General features: G+C 63.4%; 16 protein-coding genes. 15 read left to right on the top strand and 1 reads right to left on the bottom strand.

What is annotated here, in order from left to right:
- The first annotated feature begins 33 nt into the window (after positions 1-33).
- Positions 34-1,008 (top strand): porphobilinogen synthase, encoded by a 975-nt coding sequence (gene hemB / locus IFT76_RS17995; protein WP_192059622.1) that lies wholly within the window; start codon positions 34-36, stop codon positions 1,006-1,008.
- 9 nt (positions 1,009-1,017) lie between these two features.
- Here the strand turns inward: hemB and IFT76_RS17990 are convergent, their stop codons facing one another.
- Entirely contained in the window at positions 1,018-1,440 is a 423-nt protein-coding gene (locus tag IFT76_RS17990) for a DUF4174 domain-containing protein (protein WP_192059620.1), read from the bottom strand.
- A 127-nt stretch (positions 1,441-1,567) separates the two neighbouring features.
- Here IFT76_RS17990 and IFT76_RS17985 point away from each other — a divergent pair, with 127 nt between their 5' ends.
- The 14 genes from IFT76_RS17985 to IFT76_RS17920 all read left to right on the top strand — a co-directional run bounded on the left by IFT76_RS17985 (position 1,568) and on the right by IFT76_RS17920 (position 22,609).
- On the top strand, positions 1,568-1,897 hold the full coding sequence (locus IFT76_RS17985; protein WP_192059618.1) for a hypothetical protein: 330 nt from the start codon (positions 1,568-1,570) through the stop codon (positions 1,895-1,897).
- 214 nt (positions 1,898-2,111) lie between these two features.
- Positions 2,112-3,050, top strand: coding sequence for a hypothetical protein (locus IFT76_RS17980; protein ID WP_192059616.1), 939 nt, complete (start codon positions 2,112-2,114; stop codon positions 3,048-3,050).
- 318 nt (positions 3,051-3,368) lie between these two features.
- Positions 3,369-4,289: an aldo/keto reductase gene (locus IFT76_RS17975; protein ID WP_192059614.1), complete on the top strand. Its 921-nt coding sequence runs from the start codon at positions 3,369-3,371 to the stop codon at positions 4,287-4,289.
- 12 nt (positions 4,290-4,301) lie between these two features.
- Positions 4,302-5,603, top strand: coding sequence for an NTP/NDP exchange transporter (locus tag IFT76_RS17970; RefSeq protein ID WP_192059612.1), 1,302 nt, complete (start codon positions 4,302-4,304; stop codon positions 5,601-5,603).
- Between the two features lie 82 nt (positions 5,604-5,685).
- Entirely contained in the window at positions 5,686-7,665 is a 1,980-nt protein-coding gene (locus IFT76_RS17965) for a putative bifunctional diguanylate cyclase/phosphodiesterase (RefSeq protein ID WP_192059610.1), read from the top strand.
- 178 nt (positions 7,666-7,843) lie between these two features.
- On the top strand, positions 7,844-9,121 hold the full coding sequence (locus IFT76_RS17960) for a serine/threonine transporter (protein WP_192059608.1): 1,278 nt from the start codon (positions 7,844-7,846) through the stop codon (positions 9,119-9,121).
- Positions 9,122-9,209: 88 nt separating this feature from the next.
- Complete coding sequence (locus IFT76_RS17955) at positions 9,210-9,704, top strand: hypothetical protein (RefSeq protein WP_122477871.1); 495 nt, start codon at positions 9,210-9,212, stop codon at positions 9,702-9,704.
- Positions 9,705-9,955: 251 nt separating this feature from the next.
- Positions 9,956-10,219 carry a DUF1652 domain-containing protein gene (locus tag IFT76_RS17950; protein ID WP_122477873.1) on the top strand — a complete coding sequence of 88 codons (264 nt, stop codon included), beginning with the start codon at positions 9,956-9,958 and terminating at the stop codon, positions 10,217-10,219.
- Between the two features lie 126 nt (positions 10,220-10,345).
- On the top strand, positions 10,346-10,846 hold the full coding sequence (gene tpx, locus IFT76_RS17945; RefSeq protein ID WP_192059607.1) for a thiol peroxidase: 501 nt from the start codon (positions 10,346-10,348) through the stop codon (positions 10,844-10,846).
- 515 nt (positions 10,847-11,361) lie between these two features.
- Complete coding sequence (locus IFT76_RS17940) at positions 11,362-12,657, top strand: MdtA/MuxA family multidrug efflux RND transporter periplasmic adaptor subunit (RefSeq protein ID WP_192059605.1); 1,296 nt, start codon at positions 11,362-11,364, stop codon at positions 12,655-12,657.
- Positions 12,654-15,809 carry an MdtB/MuxB family multidrug efflux RND transporter permease subunit gene (locus IFT76_RS17935; RefSeq protein ID WP_185793259.1) on the top strand — a complete coding sequence of 1,052 codons (3,156 nt, stop codon included), beginning with the start codon at positions 12,654-12,656 and terminating at the stop codon, positions 15,807-15,809. The genes IFT76_RS17940 and IFT76_RS17935 overlap by 4 nt, the downstream gene beginning before the upstream one ends.
- Positions 15,806-18,913 carry an efflux RND transporter permease subunit gene (locus tag IFT76_RS17930; protein ID WP_192059603.1) on the top strand — a complete coding sequence of 1,036 codons (3,108 nt, stop codon included), beginning with the start codon at positions 15,806-15,808 and terminating at the stop codon, positions 18,911-18,913. Before IFT76_RS17935 ends, IFT76_RS17930 begins: the two co-directional genes overlap by 4 nt.
- Positions 18,910-20,349, top strand: a complete 1,440-nt coding sequence (locus IFT76_RS17925; RefSeq protein WP_192059601.1) for an efflux transporter outer membrane subunit — start codon at positions 18,910-18,912, stop codon at positions 20,347-20,349. The genes IFT76_RS17930 and IFT76_RS17925 overlap by 4 nt, the downstream gene beginning before the upstream one ends.
- A 169-nt stretch (positions 20,350-20,518) precedes the next feature.
- Positions 20,519-22,609, top strand: a complete 2,091-nt coding sequence (locus IFT76_RS17920) for a putative bifunctional diguanylate cyclase/phosphodiesterase (RefSeq protein WP_122477884.1) — start codon at positions 20,519-20,521, stop codon at positions 22,607-22,609.
- The last annotated feature ends 19 nt before the right edge of the window (positions 22,610-22,628 follow it).

The following is a 22,628-nucleotide window of genomic DNA, read 5'->3' as shown; positions in this document are numbered from 1 at the left end:
CGATGCCGTACGCCCTTATCAGTGGAATCCATGATGCCCAGCCAGTTTCCTTCCGCCAGGCCGCGCCGCCTGCGCCGCAACGCTTCTTTCCGCGACCTGTTCCAGGAAGCCGAATTCAATCTTGGCGACCTGGTGCTGCCGATTTTCGTCGAAGAAGAGATCGACGACTTCGTGCCCATCAACAGCATGCCGGGAGTCATGCGCATTCCCGAGTCGAAGCTTGCGGGTGAGATCGAGCGCTACGCGCGTGCCGGCATCAAATCGGTGATGACGTTCGGTGTATCCCACCACCTAGACGCCGATGGCAGCGACACCTGGAACGAAGACGGCCTGGTGGCGCGCATTGCCCGTATCTGCAAGGACACGGTTCCAGAGATGGTGGTCATGGCCGACACCTGTTTCTGCGAATACACCTCCCATGGCCATTGCGGGGTTCTGCACGGTGATCATGTCGACAACGACGCGACCCTGATCAACCTTGGCAAGCAGGCCGTGGTTGCGGCGCGCGCCGGTGCCGATTTCATTTCACCGTCGGCGGCCATGGACGGCCAGGTGCAGGCGATCCGCAGCGCACTGGACGAAGCCGGTTTCTTCGACACGTCGATCATGGCCTATTCGACCAAATTCGCGTCGTCGTTCTACGGCCCGTTCCGCGAAGCCGGTGGCACGGCCCTCAAGGGTGATCGCAAGACCTACCAGATGAACCCTATGAACCGTCGCGAAGCCGTGCGCGAATCGCTGCTCGACGAGCAGGAGGGCGCGGACGCCTTGATGGTCAAGCCTGCAGGGGCCTACCTCGACATCATTCGCGATATCCGCGAGGCGTCGCGCCTGCCGCTGGCTGCGTACCAGGTCAGTGGCGAATACGCGATGATCAAATTTGCCGGCCAGGCAGGCGCGGTGGACGAGCAGCGTATCGTGCGCGAGAGCCTGGGCGCGATCAAGCGCGCCGGTGCCGACCTGATCTTCACTTACTTCGCCATGGACATCGCCCGCGAAGGCATCTGACTCGTCTATTCACTCGCCCTGGCGCATCGGCATGCGGTCGATGGTGCTGAACAAAGCCTGCGGATCGACGGGCCCCGGTTGGTCGACCTTGATGCCGCCGTCCTTGCCCACCAGCAAGACCCGGGCCTGGGCATCGGCCGGGTGCCTGAGCGCCTTGAGCAGCGCCGCGCTTGCCTCATTGCCCAACGGCTGGCCATTGCGGCTGGCCCGGCCGCCGACGATTTCGTAGAGCACCATCTCACGTTCGACGAACGCCTCGCGGTTGACCGGCCTGGCCAGCGCGGTGCGCAGGTCGACCAGGGTGGCATCGCGTGCATCAGGCGCAATGACGATCAGTGGACGACTCTGCCAGCGTTCGGCAACCAGCGGGTTGCCGTCGCTGGCATGGGCCAGCGACGCGCCCAGCGCCAGGGCTGTGATCAGGTTTTTCATGTTCCATCTCCTTTCAACGAGCAGGGTCTGGCCCGACAGGGGCATTCTCGACAATGGCATTCCCGGTAGAACTTGGGCATGTGCGGTGGGTTCCAAGCCGTATCGCTCCTGCGCAATGGGTAATGCAATGCCACTTAGAATCCAGCATCACGATATAGAACAAACCAATCTGCGCACCGTCAGTGAAATATGGCTAGCGGGCCCGGCGTGTACGTTCAGTGCAGAAAGCGAGATCGACACCCTGTGTTTCTGGCGTGGAAGGCCCGTTGTCAGCCACGAAATGCTCAGTGAGGGCACTCACGAGCAGAACCTGCAGCGGCTGTGGCTGGTCGTCGCTGACATTTGCGACAACCCTGCCGTTGCGACACTGGAGGCCAGGCTGCGTACCGCGCTGGACAAGCAGAACATGGAAGGTGAGTTCTATCCTGCGGAGCAGAAAAATACCACTAGTCACTAGTCAAGCTCGTTTGCGTTACAGAACAATGCAGAAAGCCCGGTCAAGCGTTGACGGTTCGGGCAAATTGCATGAGTCCAAGTTTAGGTTAGTTACCTAAACTTATGATTTTAAAAGCTATTATTTTTATCCTGCGTGGCACGTGTGGTGCAGTGTTCTCCCCGCAAGCATTTCGTGAGCGATCACACACGTTGAACCTGCTAGGAGCACGACAATAATGATGACCCCTGCTGACCACCTTCCTCCTGCCGCGCTGTCCGCTTCGACGGACAGTTCCAATCACTCCGGTGTATCCTGGGCCGCGATTTTCGCCGGCGCAGCGGGTGCCGCCGCCTTGTCGATGATCCTGGTTGTGCTGGGCTTCGGCCTCGGATTTTCAGCCATATCGCCTTGGGCCGACAAAGGGGTCAGCGCAACGACCCTGGGCGTCTCCACAGTAATCTGGCTGACATTCACGCAAATCGTCGCTTCCGGAATGGGCGGTTATCTGGCCGGCCGCCTGCGGGTGAAGTGGGCCAACATGCACGGCGACGAAGTGTACTTCCGCGATACCGCGCACGGCTTCCTGGCGTGGGCAGTGGCCTCGCTGGTCACTGCGATGCTGGTGTTGGGTTCGGTCGGCAGTGCGATCGGCGGCGGCGTGCAGGCCGGTGCCAGCGTTGCCTCCGGTGCCGCCGTGGCAGCGGGCAGTTCCGCGAATGACAACGCCAGCGACCCGTACGGCTACTTCGTCGACATGCTGTTTCGCGACAACCGCCCGGTAGCGGTCAGCGACGACGCGGCCCATGCCGTGGTGACCCGCATCTTCGCCCGGACTGTGAGCAACGACGGCCAGCTCGCCGGTGAAGACCGCGCCTATCTGGCGCAACTGGTCAGCCAGCGTACCAACCTGACCCAGGCTCAGGCCGAGCAGCGCGTCGATCAGGTCTACGGTCAGGCGTTGAAGTCGGTCGAAGACGCTGAAATGGCCGCCCGCCAGGCTGCCGATACCGCCAAGAAAGTTGCTGCCGCCACGGCGCTGTGGACGTTCGTCGCCTTGCTCTGCGGCGCGTTCTTTGCCAGCTTCGCGGCGACCTTCGGTGGCCGCAGCCGGGATGCCGTAGTCTGGCATGAACGCGACCGCACCCGCACTCACGCACCCACTTCGATTCGCTGATCAAGGAGTACTGCCATGCGCTCGATTCTCTTGTTTTTCCTCGGTGTGCCTATCCCGATCATCATCTTGATCGCGCTATTCATGCACTGATTCATCCAGCAGTTGCATGACAAAAAACGCCCCCGGCGCAATTCCATTGCCCGGGGGCGTGTCGTTTGAGCCTGGTGTAATGCGATCTCGCGGTCGAAAATTTGTTGTCCTGATGTTTCATTTGTCATCGATGGCGCCCCGAATCCTGTGTGCTTGGCCATACTGGGGTCTGCCATCTTCGTGGGAAATGTCTTCCCGACTCGCGTGAAAACCCTGAGGGGCTACTCCATGCCGACCCGCCGCCAATTCGTTCAGTACACCGCCATGTTGAGCGCAGCCGCCAGCTGGGGCTCGCTCATGTCACCCCTGGCATTTGCCGCACAACCCTTGTTGCAGCGCAAGATTCCCGCCTCCGGTGAACAGCTTCCGGCCATCGGCCTGGGTACCTCGCAAACATTCAACGTCGACCCTGCTTCGGCAGACATGGCGCCGCTGCGCGATGTGCTCAGGGCCTTCGTCGACGGTGGCGCCAGGGTGATCGACACGGCGCCCAGCTATGGTCGCGCCGAGCAGGTGACCGGCGACCTGGTGAACCAGGCCGGCGTGCGCGACAAGGTGTTTCTCGCAAGCAAGGTATCTGCGACCGGACGCGAGGCCGGCATGCGCCAGATCGAAGCCAGCTTCAAGGCGCTGCAGACCGACAGGATCGACCTCATCCAGGTCCATAACCTGCAGGACACCCGTACCCAGTTGGCATTGCTGCGTGAACTCAAGGCCCAAGGCCGTATTCGCTACATAGGCGTGACGCATTACGTGGAATCGGCCCACGACGAGCTGCTGGCCGTGCTGAAGAAAGAGCCGGTCGATTTCGTCCAGGTCAACTACTCGATAGGCGCGCGCAACGCCGAGCGTACCCTGTTGCCGTACTGCGCCGATCACGGCATAGCCACCTTGATCAACCGCACGTTCGAAGCTGGCCGGCTGTTCGCAAAGGTCAAAGGCCGCGCTCTTCCCGAGTGGGCTGCGGCCGAGCTGGATGCCAGTTCATGGGCCCAGTTGATGCTCAAGTTCGTGCTGGCCAACCCTGCGGTCACCACGGTGATTCCAGCCACCTCGCAGCCGCGCTATGTCCTCGACAACCTGTTGGCCGGCCAGGGCCGCCTGCCCGATGCCGGCCAGTTGCAACGCATCGCCGCCGAATTCGCCTGAGGTGCGCTACCTATGATCAGCGTCAGTGCGCGTCTGCGTCAGGCGATCAATGCCCGACCCGATGAAGGGCGGGCAGCGCTGGCCGCGTTCGCGTTGTTTTTCTGCCTGTTCTGCGGCTATTTCATGCTGCGGCCGATCCGCGAATCCATGGGCATCCAGGGCGGTGTGGAAAACCTGCAATGGTTGTTCACGGCCACCTTCGTCGCGATGCTGGTTGCCGTGCCGCTGTTCGGCTGGCTCAACTCCAGGGTGCCCAGGCTTCACTACATCGACTGGGTATACGGATTCTTCGGCGGCAACCTGTTGCTGTTCGCCGCCGCCTTCGCTGCTGCCGAGCAGGGCATCTGGCTGGCGCGAATCTTCTACGTATGGATCTCGGTCTATAACCTGTTCGTCATCTCGGTGGCATGGAGCCTGATGGCCGATGTGTTCGATGGCGCCCAGGCCAAGCGCCTGTTCGCGTTCATCGCCGCTGGAGCCAGCGTCGGCGGCCTGGCGGGGCCGGCCACGAGCGCGCTGCTGGTCGGCGCCATCGGCGCCAGCGGGCTGTCGATACTGGCGGCAGCATTGCTTGGCGTCGCGATCTTGCTGAAACACCGATTGATGAGCTGGCGTGCCGAGCACGGGGCAGGGCGGCCGGGTGCCGCGCACGCCGAAAGCCCGCGCAAGCCGGTGGCCGGCAACCCGTTCAGTGGGCTGACGCGTGTGCTGCAATCGCGCTACCTGCTGGGCATTTGCGCCTTCGTCGTGCTGTTGGCCACGGTCAGCACCTTTCTTTATTTCGAACAGGCCCGTCTGGTCGCCGAACGCTTCCCCGGTCGCGAGGAACAGGTGAGGGTATTCGGCATCATCGATTTCGTGGTCCAGGCCGGTGCGCTCATCGCGCAGTTGTTCATCACCGGCCGGCTGGCGCAACGGCTGGGAGTGAAGACCTTGCTGGCGCTGGTGCCGGCGCTGGTCTGCCTGGGCTTCATCGGCCTGGCGCTGGCACCCACTTTCGCCATGCTGGCTGGGCTGATGATCGTGCGCCGCATCGGCGAATACGCCTTCGTACGTCCCGGTCGCGAAATGCTCTTCGCCCCATTGGACGCCGAAACCAAATACAAGGCGAAGAACTTCATCGACACGGTGGTCTACCGCGGCGGCGATGCCTTCAGTGGCTGGGTGAAGAGCCTGCTCGACCTGCTCGGACACGGCGTGTTGCTGATCGCCCTGGTGGGCGCTGCCTGCGCGGCGCTGTGGGGAGCGGTGGGCTGGTACCTGGGTGGCAAAGCGGATGCAGCCTCTGCAGAACATTCGGACGCTCGCAAATAAACTGCCTGGATGACCCACGGTTGGCTACAGTAAAGCTGAGTTCGGCCGACAACTTCTGATTACACCCATACGTTCGGACATGATGTCTACGACCAGACGCTTCACCTGCACCGGCCTGTTCGCGCTGATCAAACGGTTGTGCAGCGTACCTCAAGGCAATTCGCGTCTGCTGGCGGCCCAGTACCAGGCCCTGGCCAGGCAGATTCCCCTGATGTACTTCATCCTGCTCATCAACAGCTGGGCGCTGGCCTTCACCCACATGGCCAGCTCGCCCGTGTGGATGACCGTGCACATACCGCTGGTACTGACCCTCATCAGCCTGGTACGAGCGCTGGCCTGGCGCCGCGGTTGGCAGCACCAGCCAGACGACGTCGAAGTCGCCCAGGCGCTGGCACGGACCAACCGCATCTGTTGCGTGGTAGCCATCGGTTTCACCGTGTGGGCGCTGGCCCTGTTTCCCTATGGCGACAGCTACGCCAAGGCCCATGTGGCGTTCTACATGGCCATCACGGTGATCGGCTGCATTTTCTGCCTGATGCACCTGCGCTCCGCCGCCCTGATGACGGCCGCCGTGGTCAACGTGGCCTTCATTGCCTTTTTCGCCTCCACCGATAACCCGACGTTCATCGCCACCAGCGTCAACGTGATGCTGGTCACGGGCATCATGCTGGTGGTGTTGCAGAACAACTACCGCAACTTCACCGGCCTGGTGAACGCCCAGGCGCACAGCGAAGCGCTGAGCGACGAGAACTTCCTGCTGGCCAACAAGGACAGCCTGACCGGGCTACCCAATCGCCGCTGGTTCTTCAACTGCCTGGACACCTGTCTGGCCCAGGCAGGGGAGCAGGGGCACAGACTGGGCGTGGGCATTCTCGATCTTGACGGATTCAAGCCGGTCAACGACCTGTACGGGCACAGTGTCGGCGACCGCCTGTTGGCCGAGGTCGGCACGCGCCTTGCTGCGCTGCTGCCGGACGGCGTTCACGTTGCGCGTCTGGGTGGCGACGAGTTTGCCTTGATCCTGCCCGATTGCGGCGACAACGCGCAGATTGCAGCCTTTGCCGAACGCATCTGCATCGAACTGGGCAAGCCCTACCTGTTGGTCGATGTGCCAATCCAGGTCGGTGCTTCGATGGGTTTGGCGACCTTCCCGGACCTTGCCACCGATGCGCACGAGCTGTTCGAGTACGCCGACTACGCGCTGTACCACAGCAAGCGCCATGTCGTCGGTCACATGTCGCTGTTCTCGGCGCTGCACAGGAAGCAGTTGCAGAGCGCGATCCTCACCGAGCAGGCGCTGCGTCGTGCCGATCTGGATCGCGAGTTCAGCGTCGCCTTCCAGCCTATCGTCGAGTTGCAGACCGGCGCCACCGTGGCGTTCGAAGCCTTGGCTCGGTGGCAGAGCGTGGAGCTGGGGCCCGTGCCGCCCGGCCAGTTCATTCCGGTCGCCGAGCGCAGCGGCATGATCAATCGTCTGACCCTGCCACTGTTGGCCAAGGCCCTGCAGGGTGCATGCACCTGGCCGGCGCCGATCCGTTTGTCCTTCAACCTGTCGGCCCACGACTGCGGCTCCCCCGACGCCGTGCAGGCCATCGTCAAACTCCTGGCCAGCGGCCCGTTCGACCCCAGCCGAGTCGACCTGGAAATCACCGAAACGGCGACCCTGCAGGATCTGGACCTGGTTCAGGAAGCGATCGCATCCCTGCGGGCCCTGGGCTGCGGTATTTCGCTCGACGACTTCGGTACCGGCTATTCGAGCCTGAGCCATCTACACGCGCTGGCCCTGACCAAGCTCAAGGTGGACCGCAGTTTCGTCGCCCGCCTGCACGAGAAACCGGCCAGCTACAAGATCGTCAAATCGCTGCTGGCCTTGACCCAGGACATGGACCTGGATTGCATCTTCGAAGGGGTGGAAACCCGCGAGGAGGCGCAGGCGCTGGCATTGCTGGGTTGTCGCTATGTCCAGGGCTATTACTTCGCCAGGCCCATGCCCGCGGACACTACCGCGACCTGGCTGGTGCAGAGCCTCGTACCGGAGAAATGGCTGGCAACCTCGACCTAAACGCGCCGTTGTCGGGCCGGATGGCCGTGCACCGACGGACCGTTGCTCGACTAACCCTTTGCTTTCCTTGCACAATCTTGGACAATCACGCCCCTTTTCAAGGCCGGGGCGCTGCCAGCTGCACGTTTTTCCCGCTTCCGGCCATCAGTTGAACACAGGCAAGCGGAGATTCGACCGGATGAACGAGCAGGCCAACAGCCTCGACCCACGCTACGCCCAGGCGCCCGCCGCCCAGAGCCCCTGGAGCCGCCACGACACCACCTGGATGCTCGGCCTGTTCGGCACTGCGATCGGCGCCGGCACCTTGTTCCTGCCGATCAACGCCGGCCTTGGTGGTTTCTGGCCGCTGGTCATCCTGGCCGTGCTGGCGTTCCCGATGACCTACTACGCGCACCAGGGCCTGACCCGCTTCGTGCTTTCCGGCCGCGCCGGCACGGACATCACCGATGTCGTGGAGGAGCACTTCGGCCTCAAGGCGGGGGCGTTGATAACGCTGCTGTACTTCTTCGCCATCTTTCCGATCCTGCTGATCTACAGCGTGGGCCTGACCAACACCGTCGGCAGTTTCATGGAGCATCAGTTGCACATGGATACGCCGCCACGGGCGGTGCTGGCGCTGGTACTGATTCTCGGTCTGTTGATCGTGGTGCGCTGCGGCGAACAGTTCATCGTCAAGGCGATGAGCCTGATGGTCTATCCGTTCATCGTCGCGCTGGTGTTGCTCGCGCTGTACCTGATTCCGCACTGGAATGGTGGCATCCTGGCGACCGCCGGGGACCTGCCCGCGCCCGGTGCGCTGATCCATACCCTGTGGCTGGCGATCCCGGTAATGGTGTTTTCCTTCAACCATTCGCCGATCATCTCGGCCTTCGCCGTGGACCAGAAGCGTCGCTACGGCGAGCACGCCGACCAGCGCAGCAGCCAGATCCTGGCGCGCGCCCATGGCTTGATGGTGGTGCTGGTGCTGTTCTTCGTGTTCAGTTGCGTGCTGACCCTGTCGCCTGAGCAGCTTGCCGAAGCCAAGGCGCAGAACCTGTCGATCCTGTCCTACCTGGCCAACCACTTCAGCAATCCGGTGATAGCGTTCGCCGCACCGCTGATTGCGATCGTGGCCATCGCCAAATCGTTCCTGGGCCACTACATCGGTGCCAGCGAAGGCATCAAGGGTCTGGTTCTGAAATCCGGCCGTCGGCCCAATGCCAAGGCCCTGGATCGTTTCACCGCACTGTTCATGTTGTTGGTCTGCTGGCTCGTCGCCACGCTCAATCCGAACATTGTGCGCATGATCGAAAGCTTCGGCGGGCCGGTCATTGCCGCGCTGCTGTTCCTCATGCCGATGTACGCGATCCGGCGTGTGCCGGCCATGCGCAAGTACGCCGGGCACGTGTCCAACGTATTCGTGACGCTGGTAGGCCTGGTGGCGATTTCGGCGCTGGTCTATTCGCTGAGCGCCTGAGCAAGCCTGTTACACTGACCCTCGATGCCCGACCTGCGGCCGCCGATTTGCGGCATGCCCAGGGCGGGCGCGCACCGAGGTGGTCGCGATGGACGAAGTACAGCAACTGGCTGACATGCTCAAGGAACACGCCGCAGCCCAGCAACGCCTGCAGCAGGCGTTCAAGGACCAGTGCCAGCACTGGCAAGCCAGCATCCAGGCACTGTTCGGTCAAATCGAAACCTGGCTGGCGCCCCTTACCGATCGGCAACTGCTGGCGATCGAACGTTCGCCCTGGGTCGCCACCAGCAGCAATTACCCCAGCGAGCACTCGCCTTTCATCAGTGAATCGCTGGCAATCATTCTCGCCCAGCGCCGGGTCGAACTGGTGCCGCAGGTGATGGGGCAGGGTGGGGCGATGGTGATAGCCGTCGCGGGTCTGACTTCGGATCGTCACGGCAGCATTTCCATCGTCAAGGACTCGGCGGATGGTGCCTGGTACTGGCGCAAGGAACGTGGCACCAAGGAAGCGGAGTCCAATGTGCTGGATGCCGATTTCTTCGCCCAGCAGCTTCAGGGGCTGATTCCAAAGCCGCGCGACTGAGCAGCGCGACGCCGCCGACTGCAAGCATTGTAGGGCTTTCACGGTGCTGAAACGCTTCTTTGAAATTTCTGTACAAGTATTTTATTTCTATTGATTTCAGTGGGTTGCGCTGATTTTTCGCTGAGCCGCAAACTCTCGTTGCACCTGTTCGAGCGCAGGTATATATCTCTTGGAACGAAACTGTTCTGTAGTCCCGAGGCCTAGTCCGCCGCGGGTAGGACGCCGATCACAGGCTCTACAGGAGATAGACCATGCTTCCCCCCGGACTCAGCGCGCTGGAGCTGCGCAATATCGTCGAACTGGCGTTTTTGCCACGCAAATGCGTGTGCACAGTGATCGGCGATGAATCGCTGTGTATCAAGCTGTTGAACGAGCAGACCGATGAGGTCGAGCTCTTCAAGGCGGATATTCCCTTTCAACGAGTGGTCAGCGCTGTCGAACGGGCACGGCTCGTTCTGGAACTGGAAAAGCCGCAACCTGCCACCACTGTCCATGCCCGTGCCAGAGCTGGTTGAGCCTCGTTTCAGGAGTGCCAGGGCGTCTGTGTGGCTGGAACACTTATTTTCAATCTACGCATAGGCCGTGCGTCACTTTTCATGGTTAACTTTGCCCTTTCTCAATCCCGAAAAAGGACAAGGCTCATGGCTCAAGTGACGCACAAAGGCAACGCGATCAACGTCAGTGGCGAGCTTCCCCAGGTCGGTGCCCAGGCGCCGGCGTTCACCCTGGTCGGCGGTGGCCTGGCCGAGGTGTCGCTGCAAAGCCTGGCCGGCAAGCGCAAGGTGCTGAACATTTTCCCAAGCATCGATACCCCGACTTGCGCCACTTCCGTGCGCAAGTTCAATGCCCAGGCCAACGACGTGGCCAATACGGCCATCCTCTGCATCTCCGCCGATCTGCCGTTCGCCCAGGCCCGTTTCTGCGGCGCCGAAGGCCTGGAAAACGTCCAGAACCTGTCGACTTTCCGCGCCTATGATTTTCATCACGCCTATGGCGTCGACATTGCCGACGGTGCCCTCAAGGGGCTGACCGCGCGTGCAGTCGTGGTACTCGACGAGAACGACAAGGTGCTGCACAGCGAGCTGGTACCGGAAATCGGCCAGGAACCTGACTACGCAGCCGCCCTCGCTGTACTGAAGTGATCCGTCGCAGTATCTGACAGCCCGCAGTGACCCCGGACGCGGCTCGCGCCGCTGCTACAAAAATTGCGATGTTTCTGTAGCAGCGGCGCAACCCGCGCCCGGCGACACCGCGCTCCCGTAGCAGCGGCGCAAGCCGCGTCCGGCGACACCGCGCTCCCGTAGCAGCGGCGCAAGCCGCGTCCGGCAGCACCGCGCTCCCGTAGCAGCGGCGCAAGCCGCGTCCGGCAGCACCACGCTCCCGTAGCAGCGGCGCAAGCCGCGTCCGGCAGCACCGCGCTCCCGTAGCAGCGGCGCAAGCCGCGTCCGGCAGCACCGCGCTCCTGTAGCAGCGGCGCAAGCCGCGTCCGGGAGCACTGCGATGTGTCTGATGCTTGCGCGCAAGCCACGACGCGGCTCGCGCCGCTGCTACAGGGCGTGTTATTTCCTGCCAAGGTAAATTGCCCGTAAAGGCGCTTTGCTTATGCATCCCGACTCCTTATCGTTCAGCCTCCTCAAAGTAGAAGCCCACCCGCACAATGGTCGATCATTCAATGCAGTCCCCAGGTCCCCGTAAATCGCGTCGCTGGCTGTTCGGCCTGTTGATGGTGGTGGTTGTCGCCGTGTTGTGCTGGTGGTTCTGGCCAGCCACCAAGAATTCCCAGAACGACGCGGCCTCGGCGCCCGCCGCCGGGCGCAATGCAGGTGCCGCGCGGCCCGGCTTCGGCGGCTCTGCCGAGCCCACCCCGGTGCGTGTTGCCGAGGTGATCACCGGCGACTTCCCGGTGTATTACAAGGCCCTGGGTACGGTGACGGCGACCAATACCGTGAATGTGCGCAGCCGTGTCGCAGGCGAACTGATCAAGGTCAACTTCCAGGAAGGGCAGCGAGTCAAGGCCGGGGACCTGCTGGCCGAAATCGACCCGCGCAGCTATGAAATCGCCCTGCAGCAAGCCCAGGGCACGCTGGCGCAGAACCAGGCACAGCTGAAGAACGCGCAGATCGACCTGCAGCGTTACAAGGGTCTGTTCGCCGAAGACAGCATCGCCCGCCAGACCCTGGACACCCAGCAGGCACTGGTGGGCCAATATCAGGGCACCATCCAGACCAACCAGGCTGCGGTCAACGACGCCAAGCTCAACCTCGACTTCACCCGCATCCGCGCGCCCATTGCCGGCCGTCTGGGCTTGCGCCAGCTGGACATCGGCAACCTGGTGGCCGCCAACGACACCAATGCGCTGGTGGTGATCACTCAGGTGCAGCCGATCACGGTGGCCTTCACCTTGCCTGAAAGCCAGCTCACCCCGGTGCTGGCGCGCTATCGCAGCGGCGCGAAACTGGCAGTTGAGGCCTGGGACCGAGGCGACACGCGCAAACAGGCCACCGGTGTGCTTGGCAGCCTGGACAACCAGATCGACACCACCACCGGCACGCTGAAGTTCAAGGCGCGCTTCGAGAACCAGGACGAAGCCCTGTTCCCCAACCAGTTCGTCAACGTGCGGCTGCTGTCCGATACCCTCAAGGGCGTGGTGCTGGTGCCCTCGGCGGCCGTTCAGTATGGCGTCGACGGCACCTTCGTCTACGCCATGGATGGCAACGACAAGGTCAAGATCCGCCAGCTCAAGGTGGGCGCGACCGACGGCAGCAATACCGTCGTCGAGCAGGGCCTGGCGCAAGGCGACCGGGTGGTGCTCGAAGGCACCGACCGCCTGCGCGACGGCAGCCGTGTCGAAGTGGTCGATGACAGCGCCAAGGTGCCGACCTCGCCTGGGCAACACCTGCAGGGGCAGGACGGAGCCGCTGTGCCTGGAACGACGGGCAAGACCGGCGCATGAATATCTCGCGGCTGTTCATCCTGCGGCCTGTCGCAACGACGCTGACCATGCTCGCCATCGTTCTGGCGGGCGTGCTCGCCTATCGTTTGCTGCCGGTGTCGGCGCTGCCGCAGGTCGACTACCCGACGATTCGGGTCATGACGCTCTATCCCGGCGCGAGCCCGCAGGTGATGACCAGTGCGGTCACCGCCCCCCTCGAACGCCAGTTCGGGCAGATGCCCGGCCTGACCCAGATGGCCTCGACCAGCTCGGGCGGCGCGTCGGTGCTGACCCTGCGCTTTAGCCTGGAAATCAACATGGACGTCGCCGAGCAGCAGGTGCAGGCGGCGATCAATGCGGCGAGCAACCTGTTGCCGTCCGATCTGCCCGCGCCGCCGGTGTACAACAAGGTCAACCCGGCCGACACCCCGGTGCTGACCATAGCCATCAGCTCGAAGACCATGCCGCTGCCCAAGCTCAACGACCTGGTCGACACCCGCATGGCGCAGAAGATCGCTCAGATCAGCGGTGTGGGCATGGTCAGCATCGCTGGAGGGCAGCGCCAGGCGGTGCGCATCAAGGTCAACCCTGAAGCCCTGGCGGCCAACGGCCTGAACCTGTCCGACGTGCGCACCCTGATCGGCGCCTCCAACGTCAACCAGCCCAAGGGCAACTTCGATGGGCCCACGCGGGTGTCGATGCTCGACGCCAACGACCAGCTGCGCTCCCCCGAGGAATACGCCAATCTGATCCTGGCGTACAACAATGGCGGGCCGCTGCGCCTGCGTGACGTCGCGCAGATCGTCGACGGCGCCGAGAACGAGCGGCTGGCTGCCTGGGCCAATCAGAACCAGGCGGTACTGCTCAACATCCAGCGCCAGCCGGGCGCCAACGTCATCGACGTGGTCGACCGGATCAAGGCGCTGCTGCCGACCATCACCGACACCATGCCGGCCGGGCTCGACGTCACGGTGCTGACCGACCGCACCCAGACCATCCGCGCCTCGGTCACCGACGTGCAGCACGAACTGCTTATCGCCATTGCCCTGGTGGTGATGGTCACCTTCCTGTTCCTGCGTCGCTTCAGCGCCACCCTGATTCCGTCCATCGCCGTGCCGCTGTCGCTGGTGGGCACCTTCGGGGTGATGTACCTGGCCGGGTTCTCGATCAACAACCTGACCCTGATGGCGCTGACCGTGGCCACCGGCTTCGTGGTCGACGACGCCATCGTCATGCTGGAAAACATCTCGCGCCACATCGAAGAAGGCGAAACACCGATGCAGGCTGCGCTCAAGGGCGCGCGGCAGATCAGCTTCACCCTGCTGTCGCTGACGTTCTCGTTGATCGCGGTGCTGATCCCGCTGCTGTTCATGGCCGACGTGGTCGGACGCCTGTTCCGCGAGTTCGCCATTACCCTGGCGGTAGCCATCCTCATTTCCCTGGTGGTCTCGCTGACTCTGACGCCGATGATGTGCGCGCGCCTGCTCAAGCGCGAGCCGAAGGAAGAGGAGCAGGGCCGCTTCTACAAGGCCAGCGGCGCCTGGATCGACTGGCTGATCGCGCGCTACGCCGGCGGTCTGCGCTGGGTGCTGCGCCACCAGCCGCTGACCCTGCTGGTGGCGGTTGCCACCCTGGGCCTGACGGTGCTGCTGTACCTGGTGGTCCCCAAGGGTTTTTTCCCGGTGCAGGACACCGGGGTCATCCAGGGCATTTCCGAGGCCCCGCAATCCATTTCCTTCAAGGCCATGAGCGAGCGGCAGCAAGCCCTGGCCAAGATCATCCTGCAGGATCCAGCCGTCTCCAGCCTGTCTTCGTACATCGGGGTAGACGGCGACAACGCCACGCTCAACAGTGGCCGGCTGCTGATCAACCTCAAGCCCCACGGCGAGCGCGACCTCACGGCCAGCCAGATCATTGCGCGCCTGCAGCCGGAGGTCGACAAGCTGCTGGGCATGCGCCTGTTCATGCAACCCGTGCAGGACCTGACCATCGAAGACCGGGTCAGCCGCACCCAGTACCAGTTCAGCCTGTCGTCTCCGGATGCCGACCTGCTCGCCACCTGGAGCGCACGCCTGGTGGACGCCCTGAAGCAGCGACCCGAGCTCACCGATGTCGCCAGCGACCTGCAGGACAAAGGCCTGCAGGTGTACCTGGTGATCGACCGCGATGCTGCCAAGCGGGTCGGAGTGGACGTCGCCGATATCACCGACGCGCTGTACGACGCCTTCGGTCAACGACAGATTTCCACCATCTATACCCAGTCCAGCCAATACCGCGTAGTGCTGCAGGCCACCGATGCCAGCACCCTGGGACCGCAGGCGCTGGAGCAGATCTACGTCAAGGCCAGTGTCAACGGCACCGGTACCACCAACCAGACCGCCGACAGCGACACCACGGCGACCAGCGGCACCCAGGTGCGCCTGTCGAGCCTGGCGCACATCGAACAGCGCCAGGCGCAACTGGCGATCGCGCACATCGGTCAGTTTCCGGCGGTGATGATGTCGTTCAACCTGGCCGAGGGCGTGGCCCTGGGCAAGGCGGTCGACGTGATCGAGCAGGTGCAGCGCGACATCGGCATGCCGTTGGGTGTGCAGACCCAGTTCCAGGGTGCGGCGGAGGCCTTCCAGGCGTCGCTGCAGAGCACCTTGCTGCTGGTGCTGGCGGCCATCGTCACCATGTACATCGTGCTGGGTGTGCTCTACGAGAGCTACATCCACCCCATCACCATTCTGTCGACGCTGCCCTCGGCGGCGGTGGGGGCCCTGCTGGCATTGCTCATCAGCGGCAACGACCTGGGCATGATCGCCATCATCGGCATCATCCTGCTGATCGGCATCGTCAAGAAAAACGCGATCATGATGATCGACTTCGCCCTGGAGGCCGAGCGCAATCAGGGTCTGGACCCGGAAACCGCAATCTACCAGGCCGCGCTGCTGCGTTTCCGGCCGATCCTGATGACCACCATGGCCGCGCTGTTCGGCGCGGTACCGCTGATGCTTGCCAGTGGCTCGGGTGCGGAACTGCGTCAGCCGCTGGGGCTGGTGATGGTCGGCGGGCTGTTGGTGAGCCAGGTGCTGACCCTGTTCACCACCCCTGTCATCTACCTGTACTTCGACCGCCTGGGGCGGCGCTGGGGACGCCAGCCGGCCGCCGTGGAACAGGCTGAATCATGAACCTGTCCGGACCTTTCATCCGCCGCCCGGTGGCGACCTTCCTGATGAGCGTGGCGATCATGCTGCTCGGCGGGGTCAGCTTCAGCCTGCTGCCAGTGTCGCCGCTGCCGAGCATGGACTTTCCGGTGATCGTGGTTTCCGCCAACCTGTCCGGTGCCAGCCCCGAGGTCATGGCCTCGACCGTGGCCACGCCCCTGGAACGCTCGTTCGGGGCGATTCCGGGCGTGACCACCATGAGCAGCCGCTCAAGCCAGGGCTCGACGCGGGTCATTCTGCAGTTCGACCTCGACCGCGACATCAACGGCGCGGCCCGTGAAGTGCAGGCGGCGATCAACGCTTCGCGCAACCTGTTGCCCAGCGGTATGCGCAGCATGCCGACCTACAAGAAGATCAACCCCTCGCAAGCCCCGGTCATGGTCCTGTCGCTGACCTCCAATGTGCTGGAGAAGGGCAAGCTCTATGACCTGGCCTCGACCATCCTGTCGCAGAGCCTGTCCCAGGTGCCCGGGGTAGGGGAGGTGCAGATCGGCGGCAGCTCGCTGCCCGCAGTGCGCATCGAGCTCGAACCGCAGTTGCTCAACCAGTACAACGTCTCGCTCGATGACGTGCGCACGGCCATCGACGGCACCAACGTGCGCAGGCCCATCGGTTTCGTCGAGGACGGCGAGCGCCAGTGGCAGGTGCAGGCCAACGACCAGTTGGACAAGGCCGACGACTACAAGCCACTGATCATTCGCTACCAGGACGGCTCGGTGCTGCGCCTGAGCGATGTGGCCAAGGTCACCGACGGTGTGGAAGATCGCTACAACAGCGGCTTCTACAACGACAACTCGGCCGTGCTGCTGGTGATCAACCGTCAGGCTGGCGCCAACATCATCCAGACCGTCAGCCAGATCAAGGAACAGCTGCCGGCCCTGGAAGCGCTGTTGCCCGAAAGTGTCGAATTGAACATCGCCATGGACCGCTCGCCGGTGATCACCGCCACCCTGCACGAGGCCGAGATGACCCTGCTCATCGCCGTGGTGCTGGTGGTGTTGGTGGTGTTCCTGTTCCTGGGCAATTTCCGCGCCTCGCTGATTCCCACCCTGGCCGTTCCGGTGTCACTGGTTGGCACGTTCGCGATCATGTACCTGTGGGGTTTCTCGCTGAACAACCTGTCGTTGATGGCGCTGATCCTGGCGACCGGGCTGGTGGTGGATGACGCCATCGTGGTGCTCGAGAACATTTCCCGGCACATTGACGACGGCGTGCCGCCGCTGCGCGCCGCCTACCTGGGCACGCAGGAAGTGGGCTTCACCCTGCTGTCGATGAACGTCTCGCTGGTGGCGGTGTTCCTCTCGATCCTGTTCATCGGTGGCATCATCGAGAGCCTGTTCCGCGAATTCTCCATCACCCTGGCCGTGGCCATCGTGGTTTCGCTGTTCGTTTCCCTGACCCTGACCCCAATGCTTTGCGCGCGCTGGTTGAAGCCGCATCGGCCCGAGCACGACAACCGCTTGCAGCGCCTGAGCAACCGCATCAATCAGCGCATGGTCGCCGGCTACGACCGCAGCCTTGGCTGGGTCTTGCGTCATCGTCGGCTGACCCTGCTCAGCCTGTTGCTGACCATCGTCGGCAACGTGGCACTTTACGTGGTGGTGCCCAAGACCTTCATGCCGCAACAGGATACCGGCCAGTTGATCGGCTTCGTGCGTGGCGACGACGGCCTGTCGTTCTCGGTCATGCAGCCGAAGATGGAAACCTATCGCCGCGCGCTGCTCGCCGACCCTGCGGTCGACAGCGTGGCCGGTTTCATTGGCGGCAACAACGGCAGCAACAACGCGACCATTCTGGTTCGCCTGAAGCCGATCGAAGTGCGCAAGATCAACGCGCAGCAGGTCATCGAACGGCTGCGCAAGGAACTGCCCAAGGTGCCCGGCGGCCGCCTGATGCTGATGGCCGACCAGGACCTGCAGTTCGGCGGCGCACGCGAGCAGAGCACCTCGCAGTATTCGTACATCATCCAGAGCGGTGATCTGTCGGCCTTGCGCACCTGGTACCCGAAAATCGTCGCGGCCTTCCGCGCACTGCCGGAACTGACCGCCATCGACGCGCGCGAAGGGCGTGGCGCCGCGCAGGTGACGCTGATCGTCGACCGCGACAAGGCCAAGCGCCTGGGCATCGACATGAGTACTGTGACCTCGGTGCTCAACAACGCCTACAGCCAGCGGCAGATTTCCACCATCTACGACAGCCTCAACCAGTACAAGGTGGTGATGGAAATCAACCCCAGGTACGCCCAGGACCCGATCACCCTGGAGCAGGTGCAGGTGATCACCATGGACAACAAGCGCGTACCCCTGTCGAGCATCGCCCACTACGAAAACAGCCTGGCCGACGACAGTGTCAGCCATGAAGGGCAGTTCGCCTCGGAGAGCATCTCCTTCGACCTGGTCAACGGGGTGACCCTCGACGTCGCCACGCCGTTGATCGAGCGGGCGCTGGTGCGAGTCGGCCTGCCCGAAGACATCATCGTCAAGGTCGCCGGCACCGGCGATGCCTTCGCGGCGGCGCAGAAGAGCCAGCCGTTCATGATTCTCGGCGCGCTGGTCGCGGTCTATCTGGTGCTCGGCATTCTGTACGAAAGCTACATCCATCCGCTGACCATTCTGTCGACCTTGCCCTCGGCGGGGGTGGGCGCGCTTTTGAGCATCTACCTCACCGGTGGCCAGTTCAGCCTGATCTCGCTGCTGGGCCTGTTTCTGTTGATCGGCGTGGTGAAGAAGAACGCCATCATGATGATCGACCTGGCGCTGCAGCTCGAGCGCAACGAAGGGCTGGGCCCGGCCGAGTCGATCCGCCGCGCGTGCCTGCTGCGCCTGCGCCCCATCCTGATGACGACCATGGCGGCCATTCTCGGCGCACTGCCATTGATGTTCAGCACCGCCGCCGGTGCCGAGATGCGCCGGCCGCTGGGCCTGACCATCATCGGCGGCCTGGTGTTCAGCCAGATCCTCACGCTTTACACCACTCCGGTGGTCTACCTCTATCTGGACCGCCTGCGCCACCGCTTCAACGCGTGGCGCGGCGTGCGTACCGATGCCGCTCTGGACACTCCGCTATGACCGATTCCGTTTTTCCGCGCGTCTCGCGCCTTGCCAGTGTGGCGCTGTGCAGCCTGATGCTGGGTGCCTGCACCCTGGGCCCGGACTACCAACGCCCGACCGTCGCCACGCCGGTGGCATTCAAACAGGCCGATGGCTGGCGCCAGGCCAATCCCAGCGATGCCCTGGCGCGTGGCGCCTGGTGGGAACTGTACGGTGATCGCCAACTCGATGCGCTGGTGGTCAGGCTCAACCGTTCCAACCAGACCGTTGCCCAGTACGAAGCGCAATACCGGCAGGCCCAGGCGCTGGTCCGCAGCACCCGCGGCGCGCTGTTTCCCACCGTCGATCTGAGCGCCGGCAAGACCCGCTCCAGCCAGGGCACCGGCAGCAGCGGTTCGAGCCTGAGCCAATCCAGCAGTGGTATTCGCGACACCTACAACACGCAGCTGGGCGTGAGCTGGGAAGCCGACATCTGGGGCAAACTGCGCCGCGGGCTGGAAGCCGACCGCGCCAGCGCCCAGGCCAGCCTGGCGGATCTGGCGGCGATGCGCCTGAGCCTGCAGTCGGAGCTGGTACAGAACTACCTGCAGTTGCGCGTGATCGATGAGCAAAAGCGTTTGCTAGAGGCGACCGTCCAGGCGTATCAGCGCTCCCTCGACCTGACCCAGAATCAGTACCGCGCGGGCATTTCCGGCAAGGATGCGGTGTTCCTCGCGCAAACCCAGCTGAAATCGACCCAGGCCGACCTGATCGATCTGGTCTGGCAGCGGGCGCAGTTGGAGAACGCGATCGCGGTGCTGATCGGCATGGCACCTTCGGAATTCAGCCTGGCCGGCAGTACCGACATTCCGTCGTTGCCGGCCATTCCCCTGGCGCTGCCGTCGCAACTGCTTGAGCGCCGTCCCGACATCGCCGCCGCCGAGCGCTCGGTGATGGCCGCCAATGCCGAAATAGGCGTGGCCAAGACGGCCTATTTTCCCGACCTGACCCTGAGTCTGGCGGGCGGCTACAGCAGCAGCAGTTTCAGCAACTGGGTATCGTTGCCCAATCGCTTCTGGTCGGTCGGCCCGCAGTTGGCGATGACCCTGTTCGACGGTGGGCAGCGGGCGGCCGAAGTGGACCGCAGCGAGGCGGCCTATGACCAGACCGTCGCGCAGTATCGGCAGACGGTGCTCGATGGCTTTCGCGAAGTGGAAGACTACATGAGCCAGTTGAAAGTCTTCGACGAGGAAGCCTCGGTGCGCAACGAGGCGCTGCAGGCGGCGCGGGAATCGTTGCGACTTACATCGAACCAATACAAAGCCGGCCTTATTGGCTATCTTGATGTGGTCAACGTGCAAGCCACGGCGTTGAGCAACGAACGCAGCGTATTGACGCTGATGCAGAGTCGGCTGGTCGCCAGCGTGCAGTTGATCGCGGCGCTGGGCGGCGGCTGGCAGGAACCGGCACAATAGCGGGTTTGTCACGCGCACGTCCCTGGCAGCGGCGCAAGCTGCGTCAACGCTGGGCGCCTTTCGTCGGATTCACCATGGCGTTCGTGACGCGGCTTGCGCCGCTGCTACAGGATGGCTGCGCAGAGTCACGTCACCCTTTGAAACCCCGCACGGCCTTGTCGAGATATCGATGCTAATTGGTACTTATTCTTCCGCTCTTGTCGTCGTATCGCTGTGTGTTGCCATTCTGGCGTCGTACACCGCGCTTGATCTGGTCGGGCGTATTGCCACGGCGCAGGGCCGGGCTGTGTACCTGTGGATGAGCGGCGGGGCGCTGGCCATGGGCATCGGCGTGTGGTCGATGCATTTCATCGGCATGCTCGCTTTCGAACTGCCGATCCAGTTGGGCTACGACCTCAGCCTCACGGCAGCTTCGCTGCTCATTGCCGTGCTCAGTTCCGGCTTTGCCCTGTGGCTGGTCAGCCAGCCGCAGCTTCCGGGGCCGCAACTGGCCGTCGGCGCACTGATCATGGGCGCCGGTATCAGCAGCATGCACTACACCGGCATGGCGGCGCTGCAGATGCAGCCAGGCATCGTCTACGACCCTGTGCTGTTCGTTGCGTCGCTGGCGATTGCCGCAGGGGCTTCCGGTGCCGCGTTGTGGATCGCCTTCCGCCTGCGCCGCAATCGTCCCAATGTACGCGTGGCCCGTGCTGGAGCCTCGGTGGTGATGGGCATCGCCATCGTCGGCATGCACTACACCGGCATGGCTGCGGCCGAATTCCCGGCGGGCAGCGTCTGCGGCGGGGCCCTGAACGGCCTGACCGGCGACGGCCTCGACTATCTGGTGCTGGTGACCACCCTGGCGGTGCTGGGCATGACCCTGTTGACGTCGGTACTGGATGCGCGCATGGAGTCACGTACCTCGGCGCTGGCCAACTCCCTGACCCTGGCCAACCAGGAACTGACGCAACTGGCCCTGCACGACAACCTGACCGGACTGCCCAACCGCATACTGCTGGCCGACCGCATTGGCCAGGCGATCAGCCAGGTCGATGCCGTCGGCGGCTACCTGGCGGTGATGTTCATCGATCTGGATGGCTTCAAGCCCGTCAACGACGCCTTCGGCCATCACATGGGCGACCAGTTGCTGCGTGCCGTGGGCTCGCGTCTGCGCGGCGGTCTGCATGGTCAGGACACCCTGGCGCGGATCGGCGGCGACGAGTTCGTCCTGCTCGTCAGCCTGGAAGAGCCGGCCTATGCCAAGGGTATCGCCGCGCAGCAGGTGCATCTTATCGGTCAGTCTTTCGAGGTGGCAGGGCACACATTGCAGATTTCAGCGAGCATCGGTATTGCCCTGTACCCAGGCAACGGCGTCGATCAGAACGAGTTGCTGATGAATGCCGACGCGGCCATGTACCACGCCAAGAGCATCGGCAAGAACGGCTACAGCTTTTTCGAAAGCTCGATGAACACCAATGCCCGCAAGCAACTGCAGCTGCTGCAGGAACTGCGCATGGCAGTCACCGAGCAGCAGTTGCGTCTGTTCTACCAGCCCAAGTTCGGTGCCCGCAGCGGCGAGCCGATCGGCGCCGAAGCGCTGCTGCGTTGGCAGCACCCGCGAATGGGCCTGCTGGCGCCTGCCGCCTTCATCGACCTTGCGGAGAAAACCGGGCTGATCATCGACATTGGCAGCTGGGTGCTCGACGAGGCCTGTCGGCAGATGCGCGAGTGGGTCGACCAGGGCTTCGGGCACTGGCGCATCGCGGTCAATCTTTCCGCCCTGCAGTTCGGCCATGCCGGCCTGGTCCGCGGGGTGGCCAGCACCCTGGATCGGCACGGGCTCGACGCGGCCAACCTGACCCTGGAAATCACCGAAACCACGGCGATGAGCGACGCCGACGCCAGCATGAACGTGCTGCAGCAGCTTTCGGACATGGGTGTCGATCTGTCCATCGACGATTTCGGCACGGGTTATTCGAGCCTCATGTACCTCAAGCGGCTGCCGGCCAACGAGCTGAAGATCGACCGCGGTTTCGTCCGTGACCTGGAGCAGGACAGCGACGACGCCGCCATCGTGTCGGCGATCGTCGCGCTAGGTCGGGCGCTGGGCCTGCGGATCGTGGCCGAAGGTGTGGAAACCAGCAATCAACAGCAGTTCCTGACCCGCCTGGGCTGTGATTCCTTGCAGGGCTATCTGCTTGGCCATCCGCTTCCGGCCGAGCGTTTCATGCACGACATTCAGGCGGCCAGGCAGGTCAAGAGCGCCAGCCGCGCCTGAATCCGTCTTTGGAGGCTAC

The organism is Pseudomonas sp. CFBP 13727 (assembly GCF_014841915.1).
GTDB classification, from domain to species: domain Bacteria; phylum Pseudomonadota; class Gammaproteobacteria; order Pseudomonadales; family Pseudomonadaceae; genus Aquipseudomonas; species Aquipseudomonas baltica.
The sequence above is the reverse complement of the archived record's forward strand: the minus strand, read 5'-3'. Positions and strand labels throughout refer to the sequence as shown.

What these genes read in the sequence shown, in the direction of transcription:
- hemB (WP_192059622.1), top strand. Translation starts at nt 34, where the DNA reads ATGCCCAGCCAGTTTCCTTCCGCCAGGCCGCGCCGCCTGCGCCGCAAC.
- IFT76_RS17990 (WP_192059620.1), bottom strand. Translation starts at nt 1,440, where the DNA reads ATGAAAAACCTGATCACAGCCCTGGCGCTGGGCGCGTCGCTGGCCCAT.
- IFT76_RS17985 (WP_192059618.1), top strand. Translation starts at nt 1,568, where the DNA reads ATGCCACTTAGAATCCAGCATCACGATATAGAACAAACCAATCTGCGC.
- IFT76_RS17980 (WP_192059616.1), top strand. Translation starts at nt 2,112, where the DNA reads ATGATGACCCCTGCTGACCACCTTCCTCCTGCCGCGCTGTCCGCTTCG.
- IFT76_RS17975 (WP_192059614.1), top strand. Translation starts at nt 3,369, where the DNA reads ATGCCGACCCGCCGCCAATTCGTTCAGTACACCGCCATGTTGAGCGCA.
- IFT76_RS17970 (WP_192059612.1), top strand. Translation starts at nt 4,302, where the DNA reads ATGATCAGCGTCAGTGCGCGTCTGCGTCAGGCGATCAATGCCCGACCC.
- IFT76_RS17965 (WP_192059610.1), top strand. Translation starts at nt 5,686, where the DNA reads ATGTCTACGACCAGACGCTTCACCTGCACCGGCCTGTTCGCGCTGATC.
- IFT76_RS17960 (WP_192059608.1), top strand. Translation starts at nt 7,844, where the DNA reads ATGAACGAGCAGGCCAACAGCCTCGACCCACGCTACGCCCAGGCGCCC.
- IFT76_RS17955 (WP_122477871.1), top strand. Translation starts at nt 9,210, where the DNA reads ATGGACGAAGTACAGCAACTGGCTGACATGCTCAAGGAACACGCCGCA.
- IFT76_RS17950 (WP_122477873.1), top strand. Translation starts at nt 9,956, where the DNA reads ATGCTTCCCCCCGGACTCAGCGCGCTGGAGCTGCGCAATATCGTCGAA.
- tpx (WP_192059607.1), top strand. Translation starts at nt 10,346, where the DNA reads ATGGCTCAAGTGACGCACAAAGGCAACGCGATCAACGTCAGTGGCGAG.
- IFT76_RS17940 (WP_192059605.1), top strand. Translation starts at nt 11,362, where the DNA reads ATGGTCGATCATTCAATGCAGTCCCCAGGTCCCCGTAAATCGCGTCGC.
- IFT76_RS17935 (WP_185793259.1), top strand. Translation starts at nt 12,654, where the DNA reads ATGAATATCTCGCGGCTGTTCATCCTGCGGCCTGTCGCAACGACGCTG.
- IFT76_RS17930 (WP_192059603.1), top strand. Translation starts at nt 15,806, where the DNA reads ATGAACCTGTCCGGACCTTTCATCCGCCGCCCGGTGGCGACCTTCCTG.
- IFT76_RS17925 (WP_192059601.1), top strand. Translation starts at nt 18,910, where the DNA reads ATGACCGATTCCGTTTTTCCGCGCGTCTCGCGCCTTGCCAGTGTGGCG.
- IFT76_RS17920 (WP_122477884.1), top strand. Translation starts at nt 20,519, where the DNA reads ATGCTAATTGGTACTTATTCTTCCGCTCTTGTCGTCGTATCGCTGTGT.